Annotated in this window: 20 protein-coding genes; 6 read left to right on the top strand and 14 right to left on the bottom strand. The window is 69.8% G+C overall.

The window, feature by feature from the left end; translation table 11 throughout:
• The 5 genes from F0Q34_RS18545 to def all read right to left on the bottom strand — a co-directional run.
• The coding region (locus F0Q34_RS18545) for an outer membrane protein (protein WP_149813743.1) at nt 1–788 on the bottom strand (788 nt) is incomplete at its 3' end.
• Between the two features lie 174 nt (nt 789–962).
• Nucleotides 963–2,084 (bottom strand): 5-(carboxyamino)imidazole ribonucleotide synthase, encoded by a 1,122-nt coding sequence (locus F0Q34_RS18540; RefSeq protein ID WP_149813742.1) that lies wholly within the window; start codon nt 2,082–2,084, stop codon nt 963–965.
• On the bottom strand, nt 2,081–2,536 hold the full coding sequence (gene purE / locus F0Q34_RS18535; RefSeq protein ID WP_149813747.1) for a 5-(carboxyamino)imidazole ribonucleotide mutase: 456 nt from the start codon (nt 2,534–2,536) through the stop codon (nt 2,081–2,083). Before purE ends, F0Q34_RS18540 begins: the two co-directional genes overlap by 4 nt.
• Before the next feature lie 134 nt (nt 2,537–2,670).
• Entirely contained in the window at nt 2,671–3,258 is a 588-nt protein-coding gene (locus F0Q34_RS18530; protein ID WP_241665578.1) for a COQ9 family protein, read from the bottom strand.
• A complete protein-coding gene (def, locus tag F0Q34_RS18525) occupies nt 3,255–3,821 on the bottom strand; it encodes a peptide deformylase (protein ID WP_149813741.1) in 567 nt (188 codons plus the stop codon). Before def ends, F0Q34_RS18530 begins: the two co-directional genes overlap by 4 nt.
• Nucleotides 3,822–4,035: 214 nt before the next feature.
• Between def and rpsU the strand changes: the two genes are divergently transcribed.
• The 3 genes from rpsU (at nt 4,036) to F0Q34_RS18510 (ending at nt 8,684) form a co-directional block, all read left to right on the top strand.
• Nucleotides 4,036–4,239: a 30S ribosomal protein S21 gene (gene rpsU, locus F0Q34_RS18520; RefSeq protein ID WP_007006360.1), complete on the top strand. Its 204-nt coding sequence runs from the start codon at nt 4,036–4,038 to the stop codon at nt 4,237–4,239.
• A gap of 180 nt (nt 4,240–4,419) precedes the next feature.
• Nucleotides 4,420–5,586: an efflux RND transporter periplasmic adaptor subunit gene (locus F0Q34_RS18515; RefSeq protein ID WP_149813740.1), complete on the top strand. Its 1,167-nt coding sequence runs from the start codon at nt 4,420–4,422 to the stop codon at nt 5,584–5,586.
• 14 nt (nt 5,587–5,600) lie between these two features.
• The gene (locus tag F0Q34_RS18510) at nt 5,601–8,684 is read left to right on the top strand and encodes an efflux RND transporter permease subunit (protein ID WP_149813739.1); all 3,084 of its coding nucleotides are present in this window, start codon (nt 5,601–5,603) and stop codon (nt 8,682–8,684) included.
• Between the two features lie 20 nt (nt 8,685–8,704).
• Here F0Q34_RS18510 and F0Q34_RS18505 read toward each other — a convergent pair whose 3' ends face one another.
• The 4 genes from F0Q34_RS18505 to F0Q34_RS18490 all read right to left on the bottom strand — a co-directional run bounded on the left by F0Q34_RS18505 (nt 8,705) and on the right by F0Q34_RS18490 (nt 12,934).
• Complete coding sequence (locus tag F0Q34_RS18505; protein ID WP_241665577.1) at nt 8,705–8,935, bottom strand: DUF3072 domain-containing protein; 231 nt, start codon at nt 8,933–8,935, stop codon at nt 8,705–8,707.
• Nucleotides 8,936–8,995: 60 nt separating this feature from the next.
• Nucleotides 8,996–10,393 (bottom strand): MFS transporter, encoded by a 1,398-nt coding sequence (locus F0Q34_RS18500; protein WP_149813737.1) that lies wholly within the window; start codon nt 10,391–10,393, stop codon nt 8,996–8,998.
• An 87-nt stretch (nt 10,394–10,480) separates the two neighbouring features.
• Nucleotides 10,481–12,634, bottom strand: coding sequence for an HWE histidine kinase domain-containing protein (locus tag F0Q34_RS18495; protein ID WP_149813736.1), 2,154 nt, complete (start codon nt 12,632–12,634; stop codon nt 10,481–10,483).
• Nucleotides 12,635–12,751: 117 nt separating this feature from the next.
• Entirely contained in the window at nt 12,752–12,934 is a 183-nt protein-coding gene (locus tag F0Q34_RS18490; RefSeq protein ID WP_149813735.1) for a hypothetical protein, read from the bottom strand.
• A gap of 980 nt (nt 12,935–13,914) precedes the next feature.
• Between F0Q34_RS18490 and F0Q34_RS18485 the strand changes: the two genes are divergently transcribed.
• A complete protein-coding gene (locus F0Q34_RS18485) occupies nt 13,915–15,195 on the top strand; it encodes an SH3 domain-containing protein (protein ID WP_149813734.1) in 1,281 nt (426 codons plus the stop codon).
• Nucleotides 15,196–15,267: 72 nt separating this feature from the next.
• Here F0Q34_RS18485 and F0Q34_RS18480 read toward each other — a convergent pair whose 3' ends face one another.
• Entirely contained in the window at nt 15,268–16,863 is a 1,596-nt protein-coding gene (locus F0Q34_RS18480; RefSeq protein ID WP_370751247.1) for an ABC transporter substrate-binding protein, read from the bottom strand.
• A 93-nt stretch (nt 16,864–16,956) separates the two neighbouring features.
• Nucleotides 16,957–17,424, bottom strand: a complete 468-nt coding sequence (locus F0Q34_RS18475) for a DUF4126 domain-containing protein (protein WP_149813733.1) — start codon at nt 17,422–17,424, stop codon at nt 16,957–16,959.
• Between the two features lie 150 nt (nt 17,425–17,574).
• On the opposite strand from F0Q34_RS18475, the gene F0Q34_RS18470 reads away from it, so the two are divergent.
• Entirely contained in the window at nt 17,575–18,675 is a 1,101-nt protein-coding gene (locus tag F0Q34_RS18470) for a glycosyltransferase (protein WP_149813732.1), read from the top strand.
• A 100-nt stretch (nt 18,676–18,775) separates the two neighbouring features.
• Here F0Q34_RS18470 and F0Q34_RS18465 read toward each other — a convergent pair whose 3' ends face one another.
• Nucleotides 18,776–19,678: a helix-turn-helix domain-containing protein gene (locus F0Q34_RS18465; protein WP_149813731.1), complete on the bottom strand. Its 903-nt coding sequence runs from the start codon at nt 19,676–19,678 to the stop codon at nt 18,776–18,778.
• A gap of 114 nt (nt 19,679–19,792) precedes the next feature.
• Here F0Q34_RS18465 and pobA point away from each other — a divergent pair, with 114 nt between their 5' ends.
• Complete coding sequence (gene pobA, locus F0Q34_RS18460; protein ID WP_149813730.1) at nt 19,793–20,980, top strand: 4-hydroxybenzoate 3-monooxygenase; 1,188 nt, start codon at nt 19,793–19,795, stop codon at nt 20,978–20,980.
• Between the two features lie 30 nt (nt 20,981–21,010).
• Here the strand turns inward: pobA and ku are convergent, their stop codons facing one another.
• Both ku and ligD read right to left on the bottom strand, forming a co-directional pair.
• Nucleotides 21,011–21,961 (bottom strand): non-homologous end joining protein Ku, encoded by a 951-nt coding sequence (gene ku / locus F0Q34_RS18455; protein WP_149813729.1) that lies wholly within the window; start codon nt 21,959–21,961, stop codon nt 21,011–21,013.
• Nucleotides 21,958–24,546, bottom strand: a complete 2,589-nt coding sequence (gene ligD / locus F0Q34_RS18450) for a DNA ligase D (protein ID WP_149813728.1) — start codon at nt 24,544–24,546, stop codon at nt 21,958–21,960. The genes ku and ligD overlap by 4 nt, the downstream gene beginning before the upstream one ends.
• Nucleotides 24,547–24,583: the final 37 nt, after the last annotated feature.

Raw genomic sequence — 24,583 nt, 5'->3', positions numbered from 1 at the left:
TCGGCGCGGTCGAAGTCGAAGAACACCAGGTAGGTGCGCGCCGGAGCCGGCGCCGCGGCCGGGGCCGGAGCAACCGGAACCGGAGCAGGCGGAACCGGCTGGTTGAAGGCATAGCGGATGCCGATGAAGGCGGAGTGGTTGTAGTTGTCCGTCTCCGCCTTGCTGCGGATCGCGGCGCCGGTCGGGCCGCGGGTCACCGCGGTGAACTCCGGCTGCAGCGTGCCGAGGAAGCGGTACTCGGCGGTGATCGCCAGGCCCGGCACGGCGGCGATCGGGAAGGCGAGACCAGCGATGCCCTGATAGGCGAACTGGCCGTCGTCGTCGTCGATCGTCACGCTGTTGATGCCGGCATTGGCCGGGGTGCCACGGCTGCGAACGGTGTCGTAGTCGTGCCACACATAACCGACGCCAGCGCCGACATACGGAACCACGGGCAGGCCGAGGTTGAAGTCGTACAGGGCGTTGACCATCGCGCCGTAGGAACGAACGGTGCCGCCGATGCCCGGCAGGTTGCCGATCGAATCGACTTCGTTCTGGCGGTAGTTGCCCTCGACCTCGGCGCGCAGGCCGTTGCCGAAGCCATAGCCCAGGCTCAGGACGCCGCCGAATCCATGATCGAACTCGGTGCTCTGCACGCCACGGCCGGGGCCGTAGTTGGTGTCAGAGTCCTGCAGGTAGTTATAGCCCGCGCCAGCGCCGAGATACACGCCGGTCACCGGCTGCTGTGCGTGGGCCGCGAGCGGCAGCGACATCATCGTCGCGGCCAGAAGCGCCTTCTTGAGGCTCATTAGAATTCTCCTCGATCCACCAGAGGCATGCTCGCCGCGCTCATCCCCGAAGTCGTCTTGGTTCGTGGCGCTGCGTGTTCATCACCTAGCATTCTGTTCGCAACAGTGCAGCATGGGCTGGAGTGATTGCAGCCCTCTGTGACATCCGCGCAACAGGGCACCCTGGCATTCTGGTCACAGGTCCGAGAGTAGATCTTCCTCAACCGCACGTTCCAGCGCGCCCCTGGGGAACAACCTGTTGAGATGTCCCATCTTCCGCCCCGGCCGGGCTTCGGCCTTGCCGTAAAGGTGAACCGAGACCTCGGGATTGGCCTGAGCGGCGGGAAGCTTCGCCATGCCCTCTGGCCCGACAAGGTTGCGCATCACCGAATCCGAATGCCGCGCGGCGCTGCCGAGCGGCAGCCCGGCCACGGCGCGGATGTGCTGATGGAACTGGCTCGATTGACAGGCATCCTGCGTCCAATGGCCGGAATTGTGCGGCCGCGGCGCGATCTCGTTGCCCAGCAGCGTGCCGTCCGGCAGCAGGAAGAATTCCACGGCCAGCACACCTACCAGCTCCAGCTCGGCCGCGACGCGGGCGGCATGGCCACGCGCCGCCTCGGCCACGGCCGGCGGCACGCGCGCCGGAGCGAAGGACAGGTCGAGGATGTGGTGGTGGTGGCGATTCTCCACCGCGTCATAAACGGCCGTCGCGCCATCCGCCCCGCGTGCCGCCACCGCCGAGATTTCCTGCGTGAAGGGCACAAAGGCTTCCAGGATCAGCGGCTTCGGCTCCAGCCGGGCGAAGGCGGCGGCGGCATCGTCAGCGCTGCGCAGCACGGCCTGGCCGCGCCCGTCATAGCCGAGCCGCGTGGTCTTCAGCACCGCCGGCAGGCCGATCCGCGCCAGGGCGGCCTGCAATTCCGATTCGGAGGTCACCGGCGCCCAGGGCGCCACCGGCACGCCGGCTGCTTCCAGGAAGGCCTTTTCCTGAAGGCGGTCCTGGCACACCGACAACGCCTTCATCCCGGGCCGGCAGGGCACAAGTGGAGACAGGATCTCCAGCGTGCGGGCGGGAACGTTCTCGAACTCGAAAGTGACCACGTCGACGGCAGCGGCAAAGGCGGCCAGGGCCGCCGCGTCCTCATAGCCGGCGACCGTGCTCGCCGCGGCGACCTGCATTCCTGGCGAGTCGGCGTCGGGCGCATAGACATGGCAGCGATAGCCCAGCTCGGCGGCGGCCAGGGCCGACATGCGGCCAAGCTGCCCGCCGCCGAGGATGCCGATGGTGCTGTTGGGCGGCAGGGGCGCGCTCATTCCGGGGACTCCGCCACGGACTCGGTCTGGGCGGCGCGGAAGGCATCGAGTCGCTCCGCCAGCCCAGCATCGGTGGTGGCCAACATGGCGGCGGCCAGCAGCGCGGCGTTCACCGCGCCCGCCCGGCCAATGGCCAACGTGCCCACCGGCACGCCAGCCGGCATCTGAACAATGGACAACAGGCTGTCCATGCCCTTCAGCGCGTGGCTTTCTACCGGCACGCCAAGCACGGGCAGGCGGGTCATCGCCGCGGCCATGCCCGGCAGATGGGCCGCGCCCCCCGCCCCGGCGATAATGGCGCGCAGCCCGCGTCCGGCTGCCGAATGCGCGTAGTCATAAAGGCGCTGCGGGGTGCGGTGCGCCGACACCACCCGCGTCTCGTGCGGGACGCCCAGCTTTTCCAGGGTTTCCGCCGCGTGCCGCATGGTTTCCCAGTCGGAGCGGCTGCCCATGATGATGCCGACCAGCGGCGCGGAATTGGTGTCGGTCACGCGGGGGATCCTGAACAAGGGGAGCCAAGCCCGGGCCTGTGCCGCGCACCGCCGGGCTTGTCCACCGCTTTCTCAGCCGGTCCGCCCTGCCCGCGTCAGGCGGCCTTGCGCCGTGGCCGCTGGAGCCGCGCCACATCGGCCAGCCGCCGGTCCAGGAAGGACAGCACCGCTTCCGGGTCCGGGTTCCGCAGCCAATAGCCCAGGGTCGCGCCGTAGACGCCTGCCAGGGTGGCCCGCCGCGTATAGAACGAGATGTCGGTCGAGGCATCACCCGCCGCCTGCCACATCGCGTCCACGGTGCGCGCCGTGGCACGGACGGCGGCGGCGTAGTTCCAGGGCAAGGCAAGGATGGCGAGGGCGCGGCGCACCGCCTCCCTGTGCGCCGCCTGCCCTTGCAGGCGGATCGCCACCAGGGTCCGGATCCGCGCCGGCACGCGCAGCTCATGCAGCCCCTCACCGGCGGCCTCGGCCGTCATGTCGCGGTCGGCCAGGTCGCTCCAGGCCTCGGCCATGCCGGCCGGTCCGCGGGGAAACAGCCAGGCCGCCGATTCGGCATCGGCGCCGATGTCGCGCAACCCGGCGCGCAGGGCGGATTCGCTCCATCCCAGGGCCGGCACATGGGGCAGCATGGCCCGCAGGGCGGCGTCGCGCTCGGCGCTGCGCTCCAGGCAAGGACCGTTCACCGCCGTTCCCCATGATGATCCGGCTGCGCGGAGCCTGAGCCCTCGGCTTCGGCGCTCCGGGCGGCCTCGGCCTGCTGCGCGGCCCGCGCCAGTTCGTCGGTGAAGCCGAACAATCCCATGTCGGTCATGCGGCTCGGGTAAAGAATGCCGTTCAGATGGTCGAATTCGTGCTGCATGACCCGGGCCAGCAAGCCCTCCGCCTCCCCTTCCACGGTCTGGCCCTCGATATCAGTGCCGCGGAAGGCGACACGGTGGGCGCGCTCCACATTGCCGCGCAGCCCGGGAATCGACAGGCAGCCTTCCCAGCCGCGCTGGTCCGGCGGGCCGAGCAATTCCAACTCGGGGTTGATCAATGCCGCAACGCTGGCGCCGTTGCGCCAAACAAAGATGCGCAGGGCCTCATGCACCTGCGGCGCCGCCAGCCCGAGTCCCGAGGCATCCAGCATGGTTTCCGCCATGTCGCGCACCAGGCGCCGGATCTCGGGGGCCTGGGGATCGGGCACCGGTTCCGCCACGCGAAGCAGCACCGGGTGACCCATGCGGGCAATCTTCAGAATGGCCATGCCGTACCTCCGCCGCGGGCAACGCGATGCAAGAAGAATTGGTTGTGATGTGGAGCATGCGCCAGGGCGCCGGGAAAGCCTTTGTATCTTCCAGGACCCGTGCTACACGCCGCGGACCTTGCAGGAAGGCACCGGCGCTTGTCCGGCGCTTCGTGCTTTCGTTTTCACACAACCTGGCGCGCCAGGCCGACTGGAAAGAAGGAGACCGCACAGCGTGCAGGTCGTCGTTCGGGACAATAATATCGATCAGGCCCTCAAGGCCCTGAAGAAGAAGCTGCAGCGTGAAGGCGTGTTTCGCGAGATGAAGCTGCGCCGCCACTATGAGAAGCCGTCGGAGCGCCGCGCCCGCGAGGCGGCGGAGGCCGTGCGCCGCGCCCGCAAGGTGGAGCGCAAGCGCCTGGAGCGCGAAGGCTTCTGACCAGCCACCACTCCCTTCGGGGAGTGGCTCGGTCAGGTTCGGCACCGCGGCATGCAGGTTCATCGCCTGCATGATCCGCGGTTTTGCCGTTTCCTGAACCACTAATTACCCTTCATGCTGAATTGTAACGGAGCGTAACGACGTCTATCCTATGACGCCGTGACGCTTTATTGCGACTCCATGCTTGTTGCGCGTTCGCATCCCTGGCTGCTGGCGGGCGCGTTCAGCGCTGCGCTGTGCGGCATCACCCTTTCCGAAACTCCCGCCCTTGCACAAGGGCAGGCCGCGCAGCGATCCGCTGCCCCCCCGGCGGGGCAGCCCCCCGGCCTTCCCGTGGTCACCCATCCGGCCGAACGCGGCCCTGTTCCCCTTGAGATCACCGCCAACGGCAATGTGGTGGCTGAGGCCACGGTTGCGGTGCGCAGCCGCGTCGAGGGGCAGATGCGGCAGGTCCATGTGCAGGAAGGCCAGCGCGTGAAGCGCGGCGACGTGTTGTTCACCCTCGATTCCCGGATGGCCGAGGCGCAACTCGCCCAGCAGGAAGCCCAGGCGGCGCGGGACCGTGCCCAGGCGGTCCGGGCGCGGCAGGACGCGGTGCGCTACACCTCCCTGCGCGGCGAGGGATTCGCGGCGCAGCAGCGCCTGGAGCAGGCGCAGGCCGATGCCGCCGCCGCCGAGGCCACGGTGCGCGCCACCGAGGCGCAGATCGCCCAGACCAGGATCACCCTGGATTACGCCATCATCCGGGCGGAGATCGATGGCCGGCTCGGCGCCATTCCGGCGACCAAGGGCAATCTGGTCCGCGCCGGCGACAGCGCGCCACTGGCCACCATCACCCAGACCGACCCCATCCAGGTGCAGTTCGCCGTGCCGGAGCGCTGGCTGCCGGAAATCCAGGCGGCCATGCAATCCGGGCAGCCCATGGTGACGGCGCATCCCCCCGGCGACCGCAAGGCGCCGGTGGAAGGCCGGCTGGTCTTCGTGGACAGCCAGGTGGACCCCACGTCCGGCACCATCCAGCTCAAGGCCCGCTTCTCCAATCCGGAGGACAGCCTCTGGCCCGGCCAGTATGTCAACGTGGTGCTGGTGCCGCGGGTCGAGCCGGATGCGCTGTCGGTGCCGGTGCAGGCGGTGCAGACCGGCTCCGGCGGTGAGCGTTATGTTTACGTGGTGGATGGCGAAAGCCGTGCCCGGCGCCGCGCCGTAGCGCTGCAACGCGTGGTGTCCGGGCGCGCCGTGCTCGCGGCCGAGATTTCCGCAGGCGACAAGGTGGTGATCGAGGGCGCACAATTGCTGTCCGACGGCGCGCGCGTCACCGAGCGTTCCGCCACCCGCCCGCAAAGCTGACCCGGAAGCCCGCCATGCACCTGTCCGAGCTTTGCATCCGCCGCCCCGTGATGACCGGGTTGCTGGCGGTCGCCGCCGTGGTGGCGGGCATCATCGCCTATCTGCAACTGCCCGTGGCCGCGGTGCCGCGGGTGGATTTCCCGGTGATCTCGGTCAGCGCCGACCTGCCGGGCGCCAGCCCGGAAACCATGGCGAACTCCGTCGCCCTGCCATTGGAGCGAGAATTCTCCACCATCGCCGGCATCGACCAGATGTCGTCCACCAGCGGCACAGGCCGAACCTCCATCACCCTGCAATTCGTGCTGGGCCGCAGCATCGACGCGGCGGCGCTGGATGTGCAGGCGGCGATCTCCCGCGCGCAGCGGCGGCTGCCGCAGGAGATGACCAACCCGCCCTCCTTCCGCAAATCCAACCCGGCCGACGCGCCGGTGGTGCTGCTGAACCTGAAGGGCGGCGACGTCCCGCTCTACCGCCTCAACGAGGTGGCGGCGGTGCTGATCGCGCCCGCCCTGTCGCGCATCCCCGGCGTGGCGCAGGTGGTCACCTATGGCGAGCAGAAATACGCGGTCCGCATCCAGCTCGACCCCGACCGGGTGGCAGCGCTGGGCTATGGCTTCGACGAGGCGCAGCGGGCCATCGCGGCGGCCAACAGCAACACGCCCGTCGGCACGCTGAACGGCCCCCGCCAGCAGCTGACGCTGCGCGCCAATGACCAGCTCCAGGATGCCGAGCAGTTCCGGCGCCTGATCATCGGCGGCCGCAACAACGCGCCGATCCGCGTGCAGGACGTGGCGACGGTGATCGACGGCGTGGAAAACAACCGCATCGCCGCCTGGGTGAACGGGGAGCGTGGCCTGACCCTTGCCGTGCAGCGCCAGCCCGACGCCAACACGGTGGATGTGGTGGATGCGGTGAAGGCCGCGCTCCCCGGCCTGCAGGCCGCCCTTCCCCCCGGCGCCGAGATCGGCGTGATGCTGGACCGCTCCGCCTCGATCCGGGAAGCGGTGGGCGACGTGCAGCACCACCTGATGATCGCGGTGGGGCTGGTGGTGCTGGTGATCTTCCTGTTCCTGCGCAAGGTCAGCGCCACGCTGATCCCCGGCATCGCCGTGCCCATCTCGCTGGCCGGCACCTTCGGGCTGATGTACGCGCTGGGCTACGGCATCGACAACATCACCCTGCTCGGCCTGACCCTGGCGGTGGGCCTGGTGGTGGACGACGCCATCGTGATGCTGGAAGCCATCGTCCGCCACATGGAGGAAGGCATGCACCCCCTGGCCGCCGCCATCCGCGGCGCCAAGGAGATCGGCTTCACCATCATCTCCATCACCCTGTCGCTGATCGCGGTGTTCATCCCGATCCTGCTGATGGGCGGGGTGGTGGGCCGGGTGTTCAACGCCTTCGCCGCCACCGTCTCGCTCGCGGTGATCGTGTCCTGCTTCGTGTCCCTGACCCTGACGCCGCTGATGGCCAGCCGCCTGCCGGCGCATGGCAGGCCTTCCCGCTTCGACGCGGCGCTGGAGCGCGGTTTCCAGGCGGTGGAACGCGGCTATGGCTGGATGCTGGACAAGGCGCTGCGCTTCCGCCCCGCCGTGTGGCTGGTCTTCCTGGCCTCGATCGGCCTGTCCGGCTGGCTGGCGGTGAGCATCCCCAAGGGCTTCTTCCCGGTGGAGGACACCGGCCTGCTCAGCGTCTCGACCGAGGGGCCGCAGGACACCTCCTTCGACGACATGGTGGTGCGGCAGGCCCGCGTCGCCGAGATCGTGCAGCGCCATCCGGCGGTGGTGCAGGTGAACTCCTCGGCCGGGATTGGCGGCAACAGCCAGGCGCTGAACCAGGGCCGCATGTTCGTGCAGCTGAAGCCGCGCAAGGACCGCGCGCCGATCCAGGAGATCATCCAGGAGCTGCGCCGCCAGACCTCAGGCATTCCGGGCATGCGGGTGTTCTTCAACCCGATCCAGAACCTGAATTTCGGCGCCCGCTCCTCCCGCACGCTCTATCAGTACACCATGCAGGGGCTGCGCTCGGACGAGTTGTATGACTGGTCCAACCGCATGACGGAGGCGCTGAGGCGCCTGCCCGAACTGCAGGACGTGAACTCCGACCTCCAGATGGCGGCGCCGATCCTGTCGGTGAATGTGGACCGGGACAGGGCCGCGGCCGTGGGCGTCACGGTGGACCAGGTGCGGCAGGCGCTCTACTCCGCCTTCGGCGCGCGCCAGATCTCCACCATCTTCGGGGCCTCCGATTCCTATGCCGTGATCCTGGAGGCCTTGCCGCGCGACCAGCAGGACGAGGCGGGGCTGGCCAAGATCTATCTGCGCGGCTCGGGCGGGCGGCTGGTGCCGCTGGCCGGGATCGCCACGCTGGAACGCCGCGTCGGCCCGCTGACGGTGGCGCATCAGGGCCAGCTTCCCGCCGTGACGATCGGCTTCAACACCGCCCCCGGCGTGGCGCTGGGCGATGCCACCAACGCCATCGCCGCGCTGGAGCGCGATTTCGGCCTGCCGCCCACCATCGTCACCGGCTATGCCGGAACGGCGCAGATCTTTCAGGAAGCCCTGGCCGGGCAGGGCATGCTGCTGCTGGCGGCGGTGCTCATCATGTATCTGGTGCTCGGCGTGCTCTACGAATCGCTGGTGCACCCGCTGACCATCCTGTCCGGCCTGCCGCCCGCGGCGCTGGGCGCCCTGGCGACGCTGTGGCTGTTCGGGCTGGATCTTTCCGTGATCGCGGTGATCGGCGTGCTGCTGCTGATCGGGCTGGTGAAGAAGAACGCCATCATGGTGGTGGACGTGGCGCTGGTGCGCCAGCGCGCCGGCGACGACCCGCTGACGGCGGTGCGGGAAGCCAGCTTGATCCGCTTCCGTCCCATCATGATGACCACCCTGGCCGCCGCCGCCGGCGCGGTGCCGATCGCCGCCGGCTGGGGCGCCGCGGCCGAGCTGCGGCAACCGCTCGGCCTCGCCGTGGTGGGCGGCCTCGCGGTGTCGCAGGCGCTGACGCTGTTCGTGACGCCGGTGCTCTACCTTGCCTTTGAGGGGCTGGCGCGGCGCCTCAGCCGCGCCCCCGCCGCGCAGCACCAGCCGGCGGAGTAGGCCCGAGGGCGGGCCGGCGGTCAGTGATCGCGGCCGCGCCCCGTCTTGGCCTGCAACGCGTCGATGCGCTGGCTGGCCTCGGCCTTGGTGAGGGATGGGTCGAATTCCTCGCCAGCCTCCTCGCACAAGGTTTGCAGGTAGCTGGCCTGGGCGCCGGTCATGGTTTCATCGCCAGTGGTCCAGTTTTCCGGGTCCTTCACCGTGTTGCTGGCCTTGTCACCCGATGTGTCCGGCGCGGGAGCCTTGGTCATGGCAGCCTCCTTGTTCGTCATCCGTTCCAGTAACGGCCCCCGATCAGGGTGGTTGCCGGGCTAGCGCCGCCGGGCACCGCCACCAGCGACGATCCCCTCCCCCGCGTCGCGCGGCAGGCTGATGGCCAGGGGTGCGGCCAGCAGGGTCAGCAGGGCCCCGATCAGGAAGCCGGCGGTAAAATCCGGCATCGCCGCCACCTCCCGGCCGTTCAGCGCCACGCTGAGCTGCAGCGTCGCCGAAGCCACCGCCACGCCCAGCGCCAGCGGCAATTGCTGCGCCGTGCTGTACAGGCTGGTCGCGGCGGACAGCTTCTCCTGCGGCACATCGGCATAGGCCAGGGTGTTCAGCGTGGTGAAGTGCAGCGACCGGCACAGCCCGCCCAGCAGCAGCACCACGAACACCGCCGCCATCGGCCAGCCCGGCCGGAAGGCGCCGCAGGCCGCGATGGTCAGCGCCGCCAGCACCGCGTTCCAGATCAGAACATCGCGGAAGCCGAAGCGCCGCAGCGCGAAGCGGGCCATGGGCTTCATGGCGAAGGCGCCCAGGGCGGTGGCGAAGCTGACCATCCCGCTTTGCGCCGCGCTGGCGCCGAAGCCGAGTTGCAGGGCCAGCGGGATCAGGAAAGGCACCGCCCCGGCACCGATGCGGAACACCAGGCCCGACACCACCGGCGCGCGGAAGGCCGGAATGCTCAGAAGGCTGAAATCCAGCGCCGGATTGGCCGCGCGGAGGCAATGCCGCACCGCCCAGATCGTCGTGACGATGCCGGCCAGCAGCACGCCCTCGGCCAGGAAGGGCGGCACCAGCCCCCGCCCCAGCGTCTCGAAGGCGAACATCAGGCAGGCCAGCGCCACGCCCACCAGGGTCAGGCCGCGCAGGTCAGGCGGGGGCGGCAGGCTGGCCGGCAAGGGCGGGATGACGCGCCACACCAGCAGCATCCCGATAAGGCCCACCGGCACATTGATCCAGAACACGGCGCGCCAGGAGATCAGGTCCGTCAGCAAGCCGCCAACCGGCGGCCCCAGCAGCGGCCCCAGCAATCCCGGCATGGTCAGCCAGGTGGTGGCGGACAGCAATTCTTCCTTGCGGACGCGCCGCAACAGCAGCAGCCGGCCGACCGGCACCATCATGGCCCCCCCGAGCCCCTGCAGGACCCGCGCCGCCACCATCTCCGGCAGGCTGCCGGACAGGCCGCACAAGGCCGAGGCCAGGGTGAAGGTGCCGATCGCCGCCAGAAAGACCTGCTTGGCGCCGAACCGGTCCGCCACCCAGCCGGAAAGCGGGATGAACACCGTGAGCGCCACCAGATAGGAGGTGATCGCCACCCCCATCACAAGCGGGTCTTCCCCCAGGGAACGCGCCATGGCCGGCAGCGCGGTCGCCACCACGGTGCTGTCCAGGTTCTGCATGAACAGGGCACTGGCGACGATGGCCGCCATCAGCCGCGGGTCGGGCATCTTCGATTCGTCGGGCACAAACGGAAAGCTAAGCCCAGCCCGGGCGGAGGGCCATCGCCCGCAGGGCCGAAACCGTGCGAGCTGGGGTCAGTCGGCGGTGACCTCGGCCACCAGCCTGGGGATCGGCACCACCAGCTGGCAGCACAAGCCGGCCTGGCGCCATTCCCAGTGGACCATGCCGCCGAGTTGCTGCCGGGCGGTGGTCTCGATGACCCGCGCGCCGAAGCCGCGCCGGGCGGGCGGGCCGCTGAGGGCCGGGCCATCCGTCTCGGTCCAGTGCAGGTGCAGCACCTCCGTGGCCCGCACCGGATCATGCGCCTGGTGCCAGCGCAGCGTCACCCGCCCGCCGGGCGACGACAGGGCGCCATGCCGCGCCGCGTTGCTGGCCAGCTCATGCACCATCATGGAGATGGGCTGAACCGCCTCCACCTTCAGCACGAGCAACGGCCCTTCCATTTCAAGCGAGCGGTCGATCCTGTCGCCGAGCAGGGCTGTCAGCTCCCCTTCCAGCAGGGCCTGAAGGCTGACGCCGCGCCATTCCTCCTCGGCCAGCCGGATCTGGGCGCGCGCCAGGGCGGATACGCGGCCTTCGACGGCATGGACAAAGGCCTCGGGGGTATCGGCACGGGTCATGCGCAGGGCGGCCTGCACCACCGCCAGCGCGTTCTTGGCCCGGTGGTCCACCTCCCGCGCCAGCACCCGGCTTTGCTCGGCGGCCATGCGCGCCTCGGTGACGTCCTCGAAGGTGCAGACCACCAGCAGGGACTGCCCGGCCGTGCCACGCACCGGCGCCGCGTTCATCTCCAGCGAGATCAACTGGCCGTCGCCGCGCCGGTAAAGCATCGACTCGGCCACAACGGTTTCGCCGAGGCGCAGGGCGCGGGCGATCGGGAAGTCGTCCGCCTCATAAGGCAGCCCGTCCCGCCTCAGCCCGCTGAAGGCGGTTTGCAGCGTCAGCGGCGTGTCGGGCTCCAGTGGCCGGCCGAGGATCTCCAGGGCACGGGCATTGCGGAAGCAAAGCAGCCCGGTGGGCATCTGCACCAGCACGACGCCCACCGGCATCTGTTCCAGCACGGCACGCAGGCGCGCCTCGCCATCGGCCAGTTCCTGTTCGCGGCCCCGCAGGGTGGTGATCAGGCTGATCAGGGAATCCGCCAGGGTGGCGATCTCCCGGATGCAGCCATCACGCGGGATCGGGGTGGTGGCGTCGCGGCGCAACCGCAGCGCCGCCTTGGACAAGCGCTGCAGCGGCCGTGCCACCGCGCCGGCCACCGCCCAGCCCAGCAAGGCCGCCAGCAGCGCCGCCACGGCGCCCCACCCCAGGATGCGCCGCCGCAACTCCCCCGCCCGCGCCAGGGCGGCCGTCGCATCGCCGCGCACCAGCACCGCCCATCCCAACCTGGCGAGGTGACGATGGCCGCGTGCCGGCGCGAACCCGACCAACCGGGTTCCCACCACGACGCTGCCGGCCCACCCCTCCGCCACGCGGGCAGCGATCTCCGGAGCCAATCCGGCCTGGTCCTCGCCATCCCCGCGCGAGCCCTGACCGGGCAATGCGCGCCCCTCGCGGGACAGCAGCAGGGCGGTCACGTCTGGCCGGCGCGCCCGGAGCGGAGCCAGCGCCTCCCCCGCGAGCGAATCCGCCCAGCCCCATAACAGCTGCGCGGCGACGACCCCGACCAGCTCGCCCGCCGCGTCGCGCACTGGCGCGGCAAGATCGAGCATGCGCGTCGGCTGGCTGAATTGCGGCGCCAGCAGGGCCGCTTCGCGCAGATCGCCCAGGAACGGGCCTTGCCTGCCCGCCTGGAAATAGCCGCGCTCCGCCACCGCCAAGCCTTCCAGCAGGCCGTTGCTGCTGGTGAGCACCCGCCCTTCCGGCGAGATCAGCATCAGGATGGCGTAATCGCCCCGGCGGCCATGGACCTCCTGCAGCAGCAGCCGGCGCTCGGCCTCGGGCGCCGCGGCGTTCCGCATGATTGGCAGTGTGGCCAGCAACTGGATCTCGTGCATCCGCTCGGCCAGGGAGCGGTCCAGAAGGTCGGCCAGGCGTTCGGCCGCCAGGCTGAACTCGGCGCCGATATCCTGCTGCAGGTGCCGTTCCGCCCGCGCGCCCAGAACCAGCGCCGTCGCCAGCGTCGCCGCCAGGCCAAGGCCGCCCATGGTGAAAGCCAGAAGCTGCCTCAGGCCGAACTGGCGGAAAGGCACTGGGGCCGCAGCATGGGGTGGCACGCTTTCGCGCATCACGGTCGCATGCCTCTGGCAATGGGCATCTTGTCCAGATCTCCCCTGCTGGTTGCATATTACTAGCAAACCACTAGGGATGCGGGCAATCCATCTATCCTTGCGCATATGGTCCTGTCAGAACTGGGAGTAGACGAACTCCCTGAGATCAGCCATCTGCGCCAGCGCCAGCAGGAAAACCATGGCCGCCGCCACCGCCGAAGCAGGGTGCGGGCGAAAGCGCAGGCGCCAAAGGAACGTACCCTCCATGGCAGCGCCATCGACGATCCGCCGGGAGCTGGATGCCAGCACCAGGATCAAGAAGGCCCACAGAAGTGGACTGGCAGGCAGACCGCATCCGCAAGGCCTCCGCTCGATGGACGGCGCAGGGGATCGTGCGTGGCTCTGCCGCTGTCCAGCGGGCGAGCGAAAGGCAGGATGCCGGGGCGCCATCCCAGCAGGACGGCCTGAAGCAGCGGACTAGGGTGGTGCGATCGTTATGATCACGACCGATGAAGCAAGCACACCGGCCATGTCTCTATTCTTAAACAAGTCATGAAAATATTTTCAAGATCCAGAACCGTGACCGATGCGGCCGGCGGAGGCAATCGCGCAGCTGCAGCAAGCGTACACTTCAAATCTTGCAAATCACATATAGCCGAAACACATCAACCCTTAATTGAAATAACTCACTTGTGATAATTGGAAAGAAAGGCAATGAACAAAACACAGGCTCAAGCAAACAAGAAACCTAACCGGCTCAAACTTCACCTTGTGCCGACATTCACTGCGCACTTGAACGACGCTTGCTTCAACCATGATTGAAGCCGGGATAAAATGCCAAGCTCGCTGATGCTTGGACCGCTTCCGGCTTCTGTGCGACTTTGCGCGCCATGTCATCCCGCTTGCGAACCTCCCAGGGATCATCCGCCAAGACCAACCCGCCCCCCGCAACCGCGGCTGAGCGGCCATCCTTCATGCGCCCGGCCCAGCCGCCCCGGAGCGCTGAACATCCGGATACGCCCCCGGCGCCGGATCGCCCCGCCTCCGGAAGGAACCCGGATGTGATGGAGGAACAGCGCCCTGAGCAAACGGCCCCGCCGCCCGGCCCCCGGCGGCCAGCGGCCGCGCCGGATGCAGCGCTTCCCCCTGGGCTTCCTCCCAGGCATCCCGCAGCGGCATCCTCCGCGATCCCACGGCCCCCCATCCTGCCGCCCGACCCGGCGCTGACCGGCGAATTCGGCCCACAGCCCTCGGTCAGCGAGCAGCGCCGGGCCATTCTGCCTGAAGCCGCCCGGTTGATGGAGAATCCCGAACTGGCGCGCGCCTATGAGGATTTCCGGGAAGCGGCGGTGGCACTGTCCGGCGTCGGCATGCTGTTCGAGATGGTGCACCGCCCGGACCCCCGCTTCGGCGGGCTGGTGCCGCGCGAGCCGCGCAACCTGTCCATCGCCGCCGTGCCCGAGGCCGCGCTGGGCGCGGACGCGGCCACCGTGGTGCTGATGGGTGTCGGCTTCTGGGAATTCCTGCCCGGCTTCTTCTTCGGCAGCGACCGCATCATCGATGGCCGCCGCATGGCCATGGACACCGGCAGCTTCCGCTTCACGGAAAACACCCCCTCGGGCGATGCCGAGATCATCGGCCAGACCGAGGCCGGCCCCCTGGCGCAGTACATGCGCATCGACATCAGCGGCGATGGCCTGGTGAAGTCCCTGGCCGTCAGCAACCTCGCGCTGGGGGGCGCCTTCGTGGCCGCCTACCGCAACTATGTCGAGGTGCTGGCCGGCTATCCCTACAAGCTGCTCCACCCTTACCGGCAGCTGAGCCTGCCGCAGGCGCAGCCGCAACTGCAGCCAGGCGCCACCGCGGCACAGCCGGCAGCGCGCCCGGTGGTGCCGACCCTGCCTGGCGCGGGCGCGCTGCCGGCCAGCCGGCCGGCGCCCCCGCCCCGGTCAGCGGCGCCATCCCGGCGTGGCCCTTCGGGCGTTGCCTGGGGCTGGCTGGCGGTGCCGCCGCTGGTGGCGCTGGCCTTCTACCTGGGAAGCCTGACCTCGACGGGCGAGCCGGAGGAGGGCCCGACTCCCCCGCCCGCCAGAAGCACGGGAAGCGTCGTCTCGCCCCCCGCGAGCCTGGCGCCCGCCACGCCACCGGCTGCCCTGGCACCGGTGCCGGAAGTGAGCCTGCCGCCGCCGCCACCCGTTTTCGAGGAGGGTGACGGGCTGCCCCTGCCGCCGCCACCGGCCCCACCACCGCCGCCGCGCCGGGCGGGCGGCACCGACGGGGAGGCGCCGCCGGTGATCGAGCCGGCGCCGGGCCCGCGCAACCTGACCCTGCCGGAGGGCAGCGGCGGGATGGGCTCCGGCTATGTGCATCCGCCCCTGGCGGCGCCCGCGCAACTCCGCATGGGGGTGGTGCGGCAATCCGCCAATGTGCGCGCCTCGCCCAATGGCGGCTCGCCCGTGCTGCGGGTGCTGGGCCCTGGCACGCCCTTGCGCATCGTGGAGGAGAATCTGGGCTGGCTGCGCGTCACCACCGAGGATGGCGAGGCGCTGGGCTGGATCTACGGCACGCTGGTGCGCTGACCCGGCATGGCCGGCGGAGTGCTCCGCCGGCCATGTTTCCGCGCATCCGGCCGCTGAAGCCGGAAGCCGCCGTCAGTCGGGGCGCACATCCATGGCGCGCGTCCGCTCATCCATGCGCGGCTCGTGCTTCAGCCCCTTCTTCACCGCCCAGGTGTTGACCAGCTGGTGCAGCGGGAACATGGCGACATCGTCCATCGCCATCTTCACCGCCCGCTTCAGGATGTCCTCGCGCTCCTTGTCGTCCAGCGTGCCAAGCGCCTTGGCGGTCAGCTCATCCAGTTCCGGGTTGCTGTACCGGCCGGAATTGTTGGCGCCCGTGCGCTTCTCGCTGTCATAGGTGCCCAGGATGTTGATCAGCGCATAGGAGGCCTCGCCGGTGGCGCTGCCCCAGCCGACCAGCCGCATGCCGAATTCCTGCCGGTTCGCGCGCGCCGAGAAGGTGGACCAGGGCAGCGCCTCCACCTGGGTCTGCACGCCGATGCGCGTCCACATCTGCGCCACCGCCTGGGCCGTGCGCGCGTCATTGGGATAGCGGTCGTTCGGCGAGCTCAGCACCATGCGGAAGCCATTCGGGAAGCCGGCCTCGGCGAGCAGCTTCCGGGCGCCTTCCGGATCATAGGCCGGCACCTTGACGTCCGGATTGTAGGAATAGGCGCCGGGCGGCAGCCATTGGCCGTTCGGGCTGGCCGTGCCCTGCATGACACGCTCGGCCAGAGCGTCGCGCTGGATCGCCATGGTCAGCGCGCGGCGCACCCGCAGGTCGTTGAACGGGTTCCTCGGCAGCGGCTTGCCATCATTGTCGGTCACATGGATCGGGTTCTCGTCGCGCGAGCGGTCCGCCGAAAGATAGATGACGCGCAAGCCCTGGATCGAGGTCAGCTCGACCTTCGGCTCCTCCTTCAGCCGCGGCAGGTCGGAGGAGGGCACGGTGTCGATGATGTCCACATCGCCGGACAGGATGGCCGCGGTGCGCGCCGGGGGGGAGGAGATGACGCGGTAATCCACCGTCGCCCAGTCCGGCCTGCCGCCCCAATAAGCGTCGTTGCGCACCATCTGGATCCGGCTGCCGGGACTATAGGCCTGGAACTTGTAGGGCCCGGTGCCGATCGCCGCCTTGCCGCTGTTGTAATCCTCCGTTGCGGCGCCCTCCCCCGCATGCCTGGAGATGATGGCGACCGAGGCGAGGTCGGTCGGCAACATCGGGTAAGGGCCCGGCGTGTGCAGCCGGACCGTCAGCGGGTCGAGGATCTCGACCTTCTCGACGGCGCGGACAAAGCCGCCGAAGCCACCCGGGCTGTTGGGCACATTGGGAGCGCGCTTCACCGTGAAGGCGACATCCTCGGCGGTGAAATCCCGGCCGTCATGCCACTTCACGCCACGCCGCAGCTTGAACTCCCACACCGTGGGCTCGACCGCCTTCCAGCTTTCAGCCAGTTGCGGGACCAGCTGCGCCTTGGCATCGAACTCCAGCAGCTTGTCGAAGAAATGCGAGGTGACGCTGTTGTTCGGCGAGGCATTGTAGAAATGCGGGTCCAGCGATGTCACGGAACCGCCGATGGCGATGGTCAGGTTCTGCGCTGCCGCCGGAACGGCCGCGATAGCCGAGGCGGCCAGCAACGCGCTCGCGCCGAGCAATGCCGCGCGGCGCGTCAGGAATCCCATTTTCATTGTTGATTGCCCCCTGCGGGTGGAGCCGAGATGGCCGACCCCCCGGTGGGGGATGATGCAGGAGCGGAAACGCGCCAACAAGGAACATGCCGTTCAGGCCGGAAGAAGCGCGACGGTGAAAATGGCAAGACCCAGCGCCACCGCATCCTCGGCCAAGGCGACGGGCCAGTCGCGCCCTAGCCTGTCCGCGCCGGCCTTCCGTGCCCTGGCGCCGGCCAACGTTCCGATCACCGCGCCGGCGATACCGGCCAGCAGGCCCGGCAGAACCAGCCCGGCGGTGCCACCCAGCACCGCACCGCACAGCCCGCCGCTGACCAGCCTGGCGCCGAACTGCACCGGCACCTTCCGGCTGGGCGTGCCGGGCAGCAGATCCACGGCGTATTCCCCCGCGGCCAGGATGCCCAGCACCCAGGACGAGACGGGATGGGAAAGAAAGAAGGCCCACCCCGCCGACAGGTCAGGCCGCCCCAGCGCCGCGCCGATCGCAAGAACGGCCGGCGCCGTCATGGTGCGCATCCCGGCCGCGATTCCGAACAGCAAAGCCAGCACCAGGATCGCCATGTCCTCGCCCCTTCCCGATGGCCGTCATGCTGCACCGGATGGGCGGGGCGGTGAAGGACGGAGAAAAGCGCCGCAGGGCCGGAAACCGTTGCGCTTCCCATCCGTTCCGCAGGTCAGGCCGGCCTGAACCCGGCGGGCAAAGGCGGTCGCATGCGGATCGATGTGTTGGCGCAGCTTGATCATCCGGTGGCCGAGCCTTTCGCCGGCGGGCGGGAGCGCCACACCTATGTGCTGGTGCAGGAACTGCGTCGCCTGGGCCATCGGGTGCGGCTGTTCGCTGCCGCCGGAAGCGACCCGGCGCTGGAGCCCGTCTGCCTCGGCCCGGCCACCGGCAGCCCGGAGCGGGGCAGCCGGCGGACCCGGGAAGCGGCCGCCGAGTTGCAGTTCCGGATGCAGCGCCGCGCCCTGCACATCATCGCCGATGATCCGGGCGACATCATCCACAACAACACGGCGCATGAACTGCCCCTGATGCTGGCGCACCGGCTGCCCGTGCCCATGCTGACCACCTTGCACGCACCCCCCGCCGAACCGCTGCACACCGCCGTGCTGGAGCGGCAGCAGCGCGACCTGCCCTTCAGCACCCTGTCGCCGTCATTGATGGTAAGCTGGCGGCCGGCGCTGGACCATGTGCCGGTCATTGCCAGCGGCCTGCCGCTGGATCGCTTCCGCGCCTGCCTACGCCAGCCGGACGCTGCGCCGCATGCCATCTGGCGGGGCCGGATCGCACCGGGCCAGGGGCTGATGATGGCGTTGCAGGCCTGCCTGATCGCCGGCATCCCGCTGATGGTCGCGGGCCCGATCGAGGACATGGATTTCTGGCGGAACCGTGTGCGCCCCCGCCTGAACAATGGCAGCCGGCACCTTGGCATCCTGCCGCCGGGCAGCCTGCCCGTGGCCCTGGCTGCCGCCGGGGTGGCGATCTGCACCGATCCGGCGGCCGATCCTCATGGCTATTCGGCCATCGAGGCGCTGGCCTGCGGCACGCCCGTGGCCGGCTTCGCCCAGGGCACGTTGCCGATGCTGCTGGACGCGTCCAGCGGCCGGCTGGCGGCGCCGGGCGGCGTGGCGGCCCTGTCGCGCTGCATCCAGGCCGCCCTGGGCCTGCGCCGCGACGATTGCCGGATGAGGGCGGAGCAATTCTGCACCGCCACGCAGATGGCGCGCGGCTATCTGGATGCCTATGGCCAGGCCATCGCCCATCATCGCCTGCCGCCGCGGGACGGCACCACGCTGCGCACGCCCGCCTAAAGCAGATCCCGATCGGGCGGGATTGCCTGATCGTTTGAAGATGCTCGACAGAACAAAGAGCCAGAGCATTTGGAGTGAGCCGGTGCGAGCGGAAAATGCTCTAGGTCGGCGCAGGGCGATCGGGCGGACGGCGCAGCGACGAAGGCGGCCGACCGGCACGCTTCGCGAAGAACCGTGAAAAATAGGCCGGATCGCTGAAGCCGCTGGCATAGGCGATCTCGCCGATGCCCAGCGTGGTGTGGGCCAGCAGCCGCATGGCTTCCAGCATGCGCCGGTCCTGCAGCAATTCGAGGGGTGAGCGCCCCGTGACCTGACGGCAGGCGCGGGTGAGTTGGGTCGCCGAAACCCCGAGGCGCCGCGCCTGTTCGGGAAGTGTGCCGCGTGCGCGGAACTCCACATCCACCAGGGCGCGGAACCGCGCCACCAGAAGGGCCGGCCTTGGGGGAAGCCCGCTGCCTGCCCCGCCACGCTCCAGCGCGTGTTCCAGCAGGCCCAGCACCTCCAGCACCGCGCCGGCGAGCCGGGCCGGGCCGCCGGCCACTTCGCGCGCCGGGCTGGCTTCGCCGAAGACGCCGTGCAGGTGGCGGAAAGCCTGGGCAAGCCGCCGCTGCCCCCGATGCAGCATCCGCCCGTCCAGTTCGGAAATCCGTTCCAGCCGGCCGCGCGGTCCCAGCACCGCCTGCTGCCCGGCCAGGAAACCGGCGGTCAGCGTCAGCACATGACCCTGCGTGCCCTCGCGGAAATGGAAGCCATGCACCGTGCCGGGCGGCACCACGAACAGGAAGGGCGCCGCGAAGCACCGGGTCTCATTCTCCAGCGTCAGCTCGCCGCCGCCCCGGCGGATCCAGAAGACCTGGTGCAGCGCCCCATGGCGGTGCGGCCGGATGATCCAATCGTGCAAGCGGCTGCGCGCGCGGATGGTCTCGATATGCACGGGGTCGAGCGGCAGTTTGGCCGATTGCTCGCCATACAGGTCAAAGACCGGGATCGGGGCGGCGCGCATGAAGGAAATGACGGTTCAGTGACGCCCGGATTGTCCAAGATTGCGGAAGCTTTGTCCATTGAGGGCGGCACCGGCCGCGTCGCATCCTCAGTGCCAAGATTGAGGAACGATCCGATGGCGCAGCGCACCGCCGTGGCCATTATCGGCGCCGGCCCCGCCGGCCTCCTGTTGTCCCAGCTGCTGCACCAGGCCGGCATCGATTGCGTGGTGCTGGAACGCCGCAGCCGCGCCCATGTGGAGGGCCGCATCCGCGCCGGCGTGCTGGAACAGGGCACGGTGGATCTGCTCGACCGCGCCGGCGTCGCCGGGCGTCTGCGGCGGGAAGGCCTGGTGCATGAAGGCTTCAGGCTGGCGCTCGATAGCCGGCTGTTCCGCATCGACCTGCGCGAGCGCACCGGCGGCAGCGCCGTCACCGTGTATGGCCAGACCGAGGTGACGCATGACCTGATCGAGGCGCATCTGGCGCGTGGCGCGGATCTGCTGTTCGAGGCCACGGATGTGGCGCTGCGGGGAACCAATGGCGACGCGCCCGTCGTCACCTTCCTGCGGAACGGAAGCGAGCACCGCCTGCGCTGCGACTATGTCGTGGGCTGCGACGGCTTCCATGGCGTGTGCCGCGCCAGCATCCCCCGGGATGCGCTACAGGGCTTCGAGCGCGTGTATCCCTTTGGCTGGCTCGGCATCCTCGCGGATGTGCCGCCCTGCGATCATGAGCTGATCTATTCCAACCATGCCCGCGGCTTCGCCCTGGCCTCGATGCGCTCGCCGACGCGCAGCCGCTATTACGTGCAGGTGCCGCTGGACACGACGCTGGACGACTGGCCGGATGAGCGCATCTGGGACGAGCTGGCGCTTCGCCTCGGGCCGAAAGCGGCCGCGAACATGACGCCCGGCCCGGCCATCGAGAAAAGCATCGCGCCCTTGCGCTCCTTCGTTGCCGAGCCGATGCGGCATGGCCGGCTGTTCCTGGCCGGCGACGCCGCGCATATCGTGCCACCGACCGGTGCCAAGGGGCTGAACCTCGCCGCTTCCGATGTGGCCATGCTGGCCGATGCGCTGATCGCCCGTTACCACGGCGGTTCGGAACAGGCGCTGGATGGTTATTCCGATCGCGCCCTGGGCCGGGTCTGGAAGGCGGAGCGCTTTTCCTGGTGGCTCACCGGCCTGACCCACCGCTTTCCCGACATGGACGGCTTCGCCCGCCGCATGCAGATGGCCGAGCTGGACTATATCCGCCAGTCGCCCGCGGCCCAGAAGGTGCTGGCGGAAAACTATGTGGGGCTGCCGCTCCCCTGCGGATGAGCGCCGGCTTGCCGGCTGGAAGGCGGTGCGTCAGGCCCGCTTTCGCTTCGGCGCCGCCGCCGGCTTGCTCCGGCTCTTGCCGGCAGTCTTCTTGGCGCCGCTTGCCTTTGCGCTTGCCTGCTTCGCGGGCTTGCCGGCGGATTTGCGAGGCCCGGCGGCCTTGCGAGGTGCCCGCGCGGCGGGCGCGGACGCCGCCTTGCCACCCCCAAGGCTTTGCTTCAGCGCCGCCATCAGGTCGATGACATTGCCGCCACGGCTTGGCTCCTCCGCTTCCGGCTGCACCCCTTCCCCGCGCAACTTGGCGTCGATCACCTCGCGCAGCCGCGCCTCGTAGCGGTCTTCCGTGTCGGCGGGATCGTAGCGGTCGCGCTGCCGGTCGATCAGTTGCCGGGCCAGCTTCACCATCTCCGGCTCGGGGCGGATCGTCTCGATCTCATCGAAGGCATCGGCGGCGGGATGGATGTCGCCTTCCTCATGCAGCGTGTGCAGCAGCATGCCTTCGCCATGCGGAAAGATCGCCACGGCGCGTTCGCGACGGAACAGCACCATCCGCGACAGCGCCGCCGTTCCGCTCTGGTCCAGCGCTTCCCGCAGCACGGCGTAGACGTCCTGGCCTTCCTTGCCTTCCGGCACCAGGTAGTAGCCCGCGTCGAAATGCAGGCTGTCGATGCTGTCGCGCGGCACGAACTTGGCGATGGTCAGGGTGCGGCTGCTGTCGATGCGGGCGCTTTCGAAATCCTCGTCGGTCAGCAGGACGTATTCGTCCTTCTGGAACTCGTAGCCGCGCACCGTGTCGCGCCGCTCGACCTCCTTGCCGGTTCCGGCATCCACCGTGACCATCCGGATGCGGTTGCCGGTTTCCGGGTTGATCATGTTGAAATGCAGGTTGTTGCGCTCGTGATGCGCCGGCAGCAGCCGGACCGGGCAGGACACCAGGGCCAGGCGCAACGTGCCATGCCAGAGGGGGCGGGCCTCGCTCATCGGATCAGCCTCTTCTTCGGGGTGGGCGGCGGCGGAAGCTCCTGCGCCATGTCGCGCCAGTCGCCCCAGGGGTCGCGCCGCTGCCGGCGCAGCCGGTCACGGATGCTGTGCAGGGTGAATTGCTGCGGATCGAGGCCGTGCTTCACTTCCGCCCAGCGCAGCGGCGTCGCCACGCCGGCGCCGGGCCGCGCGCGCGGGCAGAAGGAGGCGACGGCGGTGGCGCCCTTGCCGTTGCGCAGCCAGTCCACCAGGATACGGCCACGCCGCGCCGCCTTGGAAACCTTGGACAGGTAGCGGTCCGGCGCCTCGGCGGAGAGGGCTTCGGCGAAGCTCCGGCAGAAATCGCGCACCGCGTCCCAGCCCGGCCCGCGCGCGATGGGCACCACCACATGCAGGCCCTTGCCGCCGGAGGTTCGGCAGAAGCTTTCCAGCCCCATGGCCTTCAGACGCGCGCGCACCTCCTTGGCGGCCTTCACCACGGCGTCGAAGGCAACGCCTTCCCCGGGATCGAGGTCAAAGACCAGGCGGTCGGGATGGTCCGGGTCATCCTCGCGCGCGCCCCAGGCATGCAACTCGATGGCCGAAAGCTGGGCGCAGGCGATCAGCCCGTTCACGTCGTCCAGCACCAGATAAGGGGCGCCGCCATGCTTGCCCGCGCGCAAGGCCCGGGGTTGGCCGCGCATGGCATGCTTCTGGAAGAAATGCTCGCCGCCGATGCCCTCGGGGCAGCGCAGCACCGCGAGTGGCCGGCCCGCCAGTTCCGGCAGCGCATGCGGCGCCACGTCGCGCCAGTATTGCGCCAGGTCGGCCTTGGTGATGCCGGGCCACAATTCACGCCCGGGATGCGACAGGACTGGCTCACCGAGCGGCTTCACGGCGCGCTCCCTTGTCTCGGCGATGCCATCGCGGGCGATGCGCAGGATGCGCGGCACAGCCAGGGAGCGCATGCGGCGGCGGGGCTTCTCGGTTCCCGGCGCCTCGCGCACCACATCGCGCCCGCGCTTGTCCTCGCGGAGCCCGAGATACACGGCCTGCCGGATGCGGCCCGCGCCGGTCCATCCGGCGAATTGCAGCTCAGCGACCAGTTCGGGCTGCACCCAGTGGATGCCGCGCTCCGGCGGTTCATCGGCGTAATGCAGGTCGCGCGGCGGCCCGGCGGGAATGCGGTCGAGCCGCTTGCGCAGCCGGCGCAGCTCGGCCGCGTCGAAGCCGGTGCCGACGCCGCCCGCATAGTGCAACGTGCCGGCTTCATCCCAGAAGCCCATCTGCAAGGCGCCCAGGCTGCTGCGCGTGCCCTTCGGATCGGTCCAGCCCAGCACCACCAGCTCCTCGCGATGGCCGCATTTCAATTTGCGCCAATCGGCGCCGCGCCCTTCGCGGTAAGGCGCGTCGGCCCGCTTGGCGATGATGCCTTCGAGCCCCATGGCGCAGGCCTGCCGCCGCATGGCACCGGCCTGCCCTTCCACATGGTCGCTGAAGCGCACCGTGTCGTTGAAGCGCAACGCCACGCGCAGCAGGGCCTTGCGGTCCGCCAGGGCGCAGCCGCGCAGGTCCCAGCCGCGCCAGTGCAGCAGGTCGAACACGTACAGGTACAGGCTGTCGTCACGCTTCTCGGACAAGGCGCGCTGCAACTGCGCGAAGGAGGACACGCCATCTGGGCGCAGCGCCACCAGCTCGGCATCCAGCAGCGCATCGCCGCTTTGCAGCTCCGCCAGCTTCCGCGCCAGGGCGGGAAGCCGCGCGGTCCAGTCCTGCTCGCCGCGCGTCACAGCCTGCACCTGCCCGCCCTCGATGCGCAGCAGCAGGCGGTAGCCATCGAACTTCACCTCGTTCAGCCAGCCGGATTCCTCCGGCAACTCCTCGACAAGCTGCGCCAGTTGCGGGCGCGGCGCGCGCGGCATTCGGCCGCGCCGCGCGCCGGGGGCCGGTGGCTGGTCGGCATCGGGCTGCGGCTTCGGCTTCGTGGCCCTGGTGGCCACCCGCGGCTTGCGGGCCGGCGCCGGGTCGCCCTTGGCGCGGGCGGCGCGGCCGGGCTGCGAAACGCGGACCGCGCGTTCCAGGGCGGCGGCATCCGCGCCCTGCCGCTCCCGCCCGTCCCGTTCCTTGATGAGCAGCCAGTTCTCCGCCTTCTCCCGCCCGCGCGGCTTCAGCCGCACCAGCACGAAGGCGCCCTTGAGCCGGCGGCCCTTCAAGGTGAATTTCAGCTCGCCCTTGCGCAGCGCGGCGGCGGGATCGGGCGGGCCGGACCAGGTGCCGAAATCCCAGCGCTCCACGGTTCCGGCGCCATACTGGCCTTCCGGGATGGTGCCGGCGAAGCCCGCGTAATCCAGCGGGTGGTCTTCCACATGCACCGCCAGCCGCTTGTCCGCCGGGTCGAGCGACGGGCCCTTCGGCACCGCCCAGCTCCACAGCACGCCGTCATGCTCCAGCCGGAAATCCCAGTGCAGGCGGCTGGCATCGTGCTTCTGCACCACGAAGACCGGCGCCTTGCCGGCCTGACGGCCCGCCTCCCCGCGCGGCTCCGCCGTGACCCTGAAATCCCGGCGGGCATGGTAGCGTTCGAGCTGTCCTGCGGCCTGCGGCATGGCGGAGCCCTCCCCGGCGCCATCGTGGCGATGGCGG

The organism is Teichococcus oryzae (assembly GCF_008386565.1).
GTDB classification, from domain to species: Bacteria; Pseudomonadota; Alphaproteobacteria; order Acetobacterales; family Acetobacteraceae; genus Pseudoroseomonas; species Pseudoroseomonas oryzae.
This window is presented reverse-complemented; position numbering and strand designations above follow the sequence as displayed.

Coding starts and splice junctions, on each gene's coding strand:
- F0Q34_RS18540 (WP_149813742.1), bottom strand. CDS start 2,084: ATGAGCGCGCCCCTGCCGCCCAACAGCACCATCGGCATCCTCGGCGGC.
- purE (WP_149813747.1), bottom strand. CDS start 2,536: ATGGGCAGCCGCTCCGACTGGGAAACCATGCGGCACGCGGCGGAAACC.
- def (WP_149813741.1), bottom strand. CDS start 3,821: ATGGCCATTCTGAAGATTGCCCGCATGGGTCACCCGGTGCTGCTTCGC.
- F0Q34_RS18515 (WP_149813740.1), top strand. CDS start 4,420: ATGCTTGTTGCGCGTTCGCATCCCTGGCTGCTGGCGGGCGCGTTCAGC.
- F0Q34_RS18510 (WP_149813739.1), top strand. CDS start 5,601: ATGCACCTGTCCGAGCTTTGCATCCGCCGCCCCGTGATGACCGGGTTG.
- F0Q34_RS18505 (WP_241665577.1), bottom strand. CDS start 8,935: ATGACCAAGGCTCCCGCGCCGGACACATCGGGTGACAAGGCCAGCAAC.
- F0Q34_RS18500 (WP_149813737.1), bottom strand. CDS start 10,393: ATGCCCGACCCGCGGCTGATGGCGGCCATCGTCGCCAGTGCCCTGTTC.
- F0Q34_RS18495 (WP_149813736.1), bottom strand. CDS start 12,634: ATGCGCGAAAGCGTGCCACCCCATGCTGCGGCCCCAGTGCCTTTCCGC.
- F0Q34_RS18485 (WP_149813734.1), top strand. CDS start 13,915: ATGGAGAATCCCGAACTGGCGCGCGCCTATGAGGATTTCCGGGAAGCG.
- F0Q34_RS18480 (WP_370751247.1), bottom strand. CDS start 16,863: ATGAAAATGGGATTCCTGACGCGCCGCGCGGCATTGCTCGGCGCGAGC.
- F0Q34_RS18475 (WP_149813733.1), bottom strand. CDS start 17,424: ATGGCGATCCTGGTGCTGGCTTTGCTGTTCGGAATCGCGGCCGGGATG.
- F0Q34_RS18470 (WP_149813732.1), top strand. CDS start 17,575: ATGCGGATCGATGTGTTGGCGCAGCTTGATCATCCGGTGGCCGAGCCT.
- F0Q34_RS18465 (WP_149813731.1), bottom strand. CDS start 19,678: ATGCGCGCCGCCCCGATCCCGGTCTTTGACCTGTATGGCGAGCAATCG.
- pobA (WP_149813730.1), top strand. CDS start 19,793: ATGGCGCAGCGCACCGCCGTGGCCATTATCGGCGCCGGCCCCGCCGGC.
- ku (WP_149813729.1), bottom strand. CDS start 21,961: ATGAGCGAGGCCCGCCCCCTCTGGCATGGCACGTTGCGCCTGGCCCTG.
- ligD (WP_149813728.1), bottom strand. CDS start 24,546: ATGCCGCAGGCCGCAGGACAGCTCGAACGCTACCATGCCCGCCGGGAT.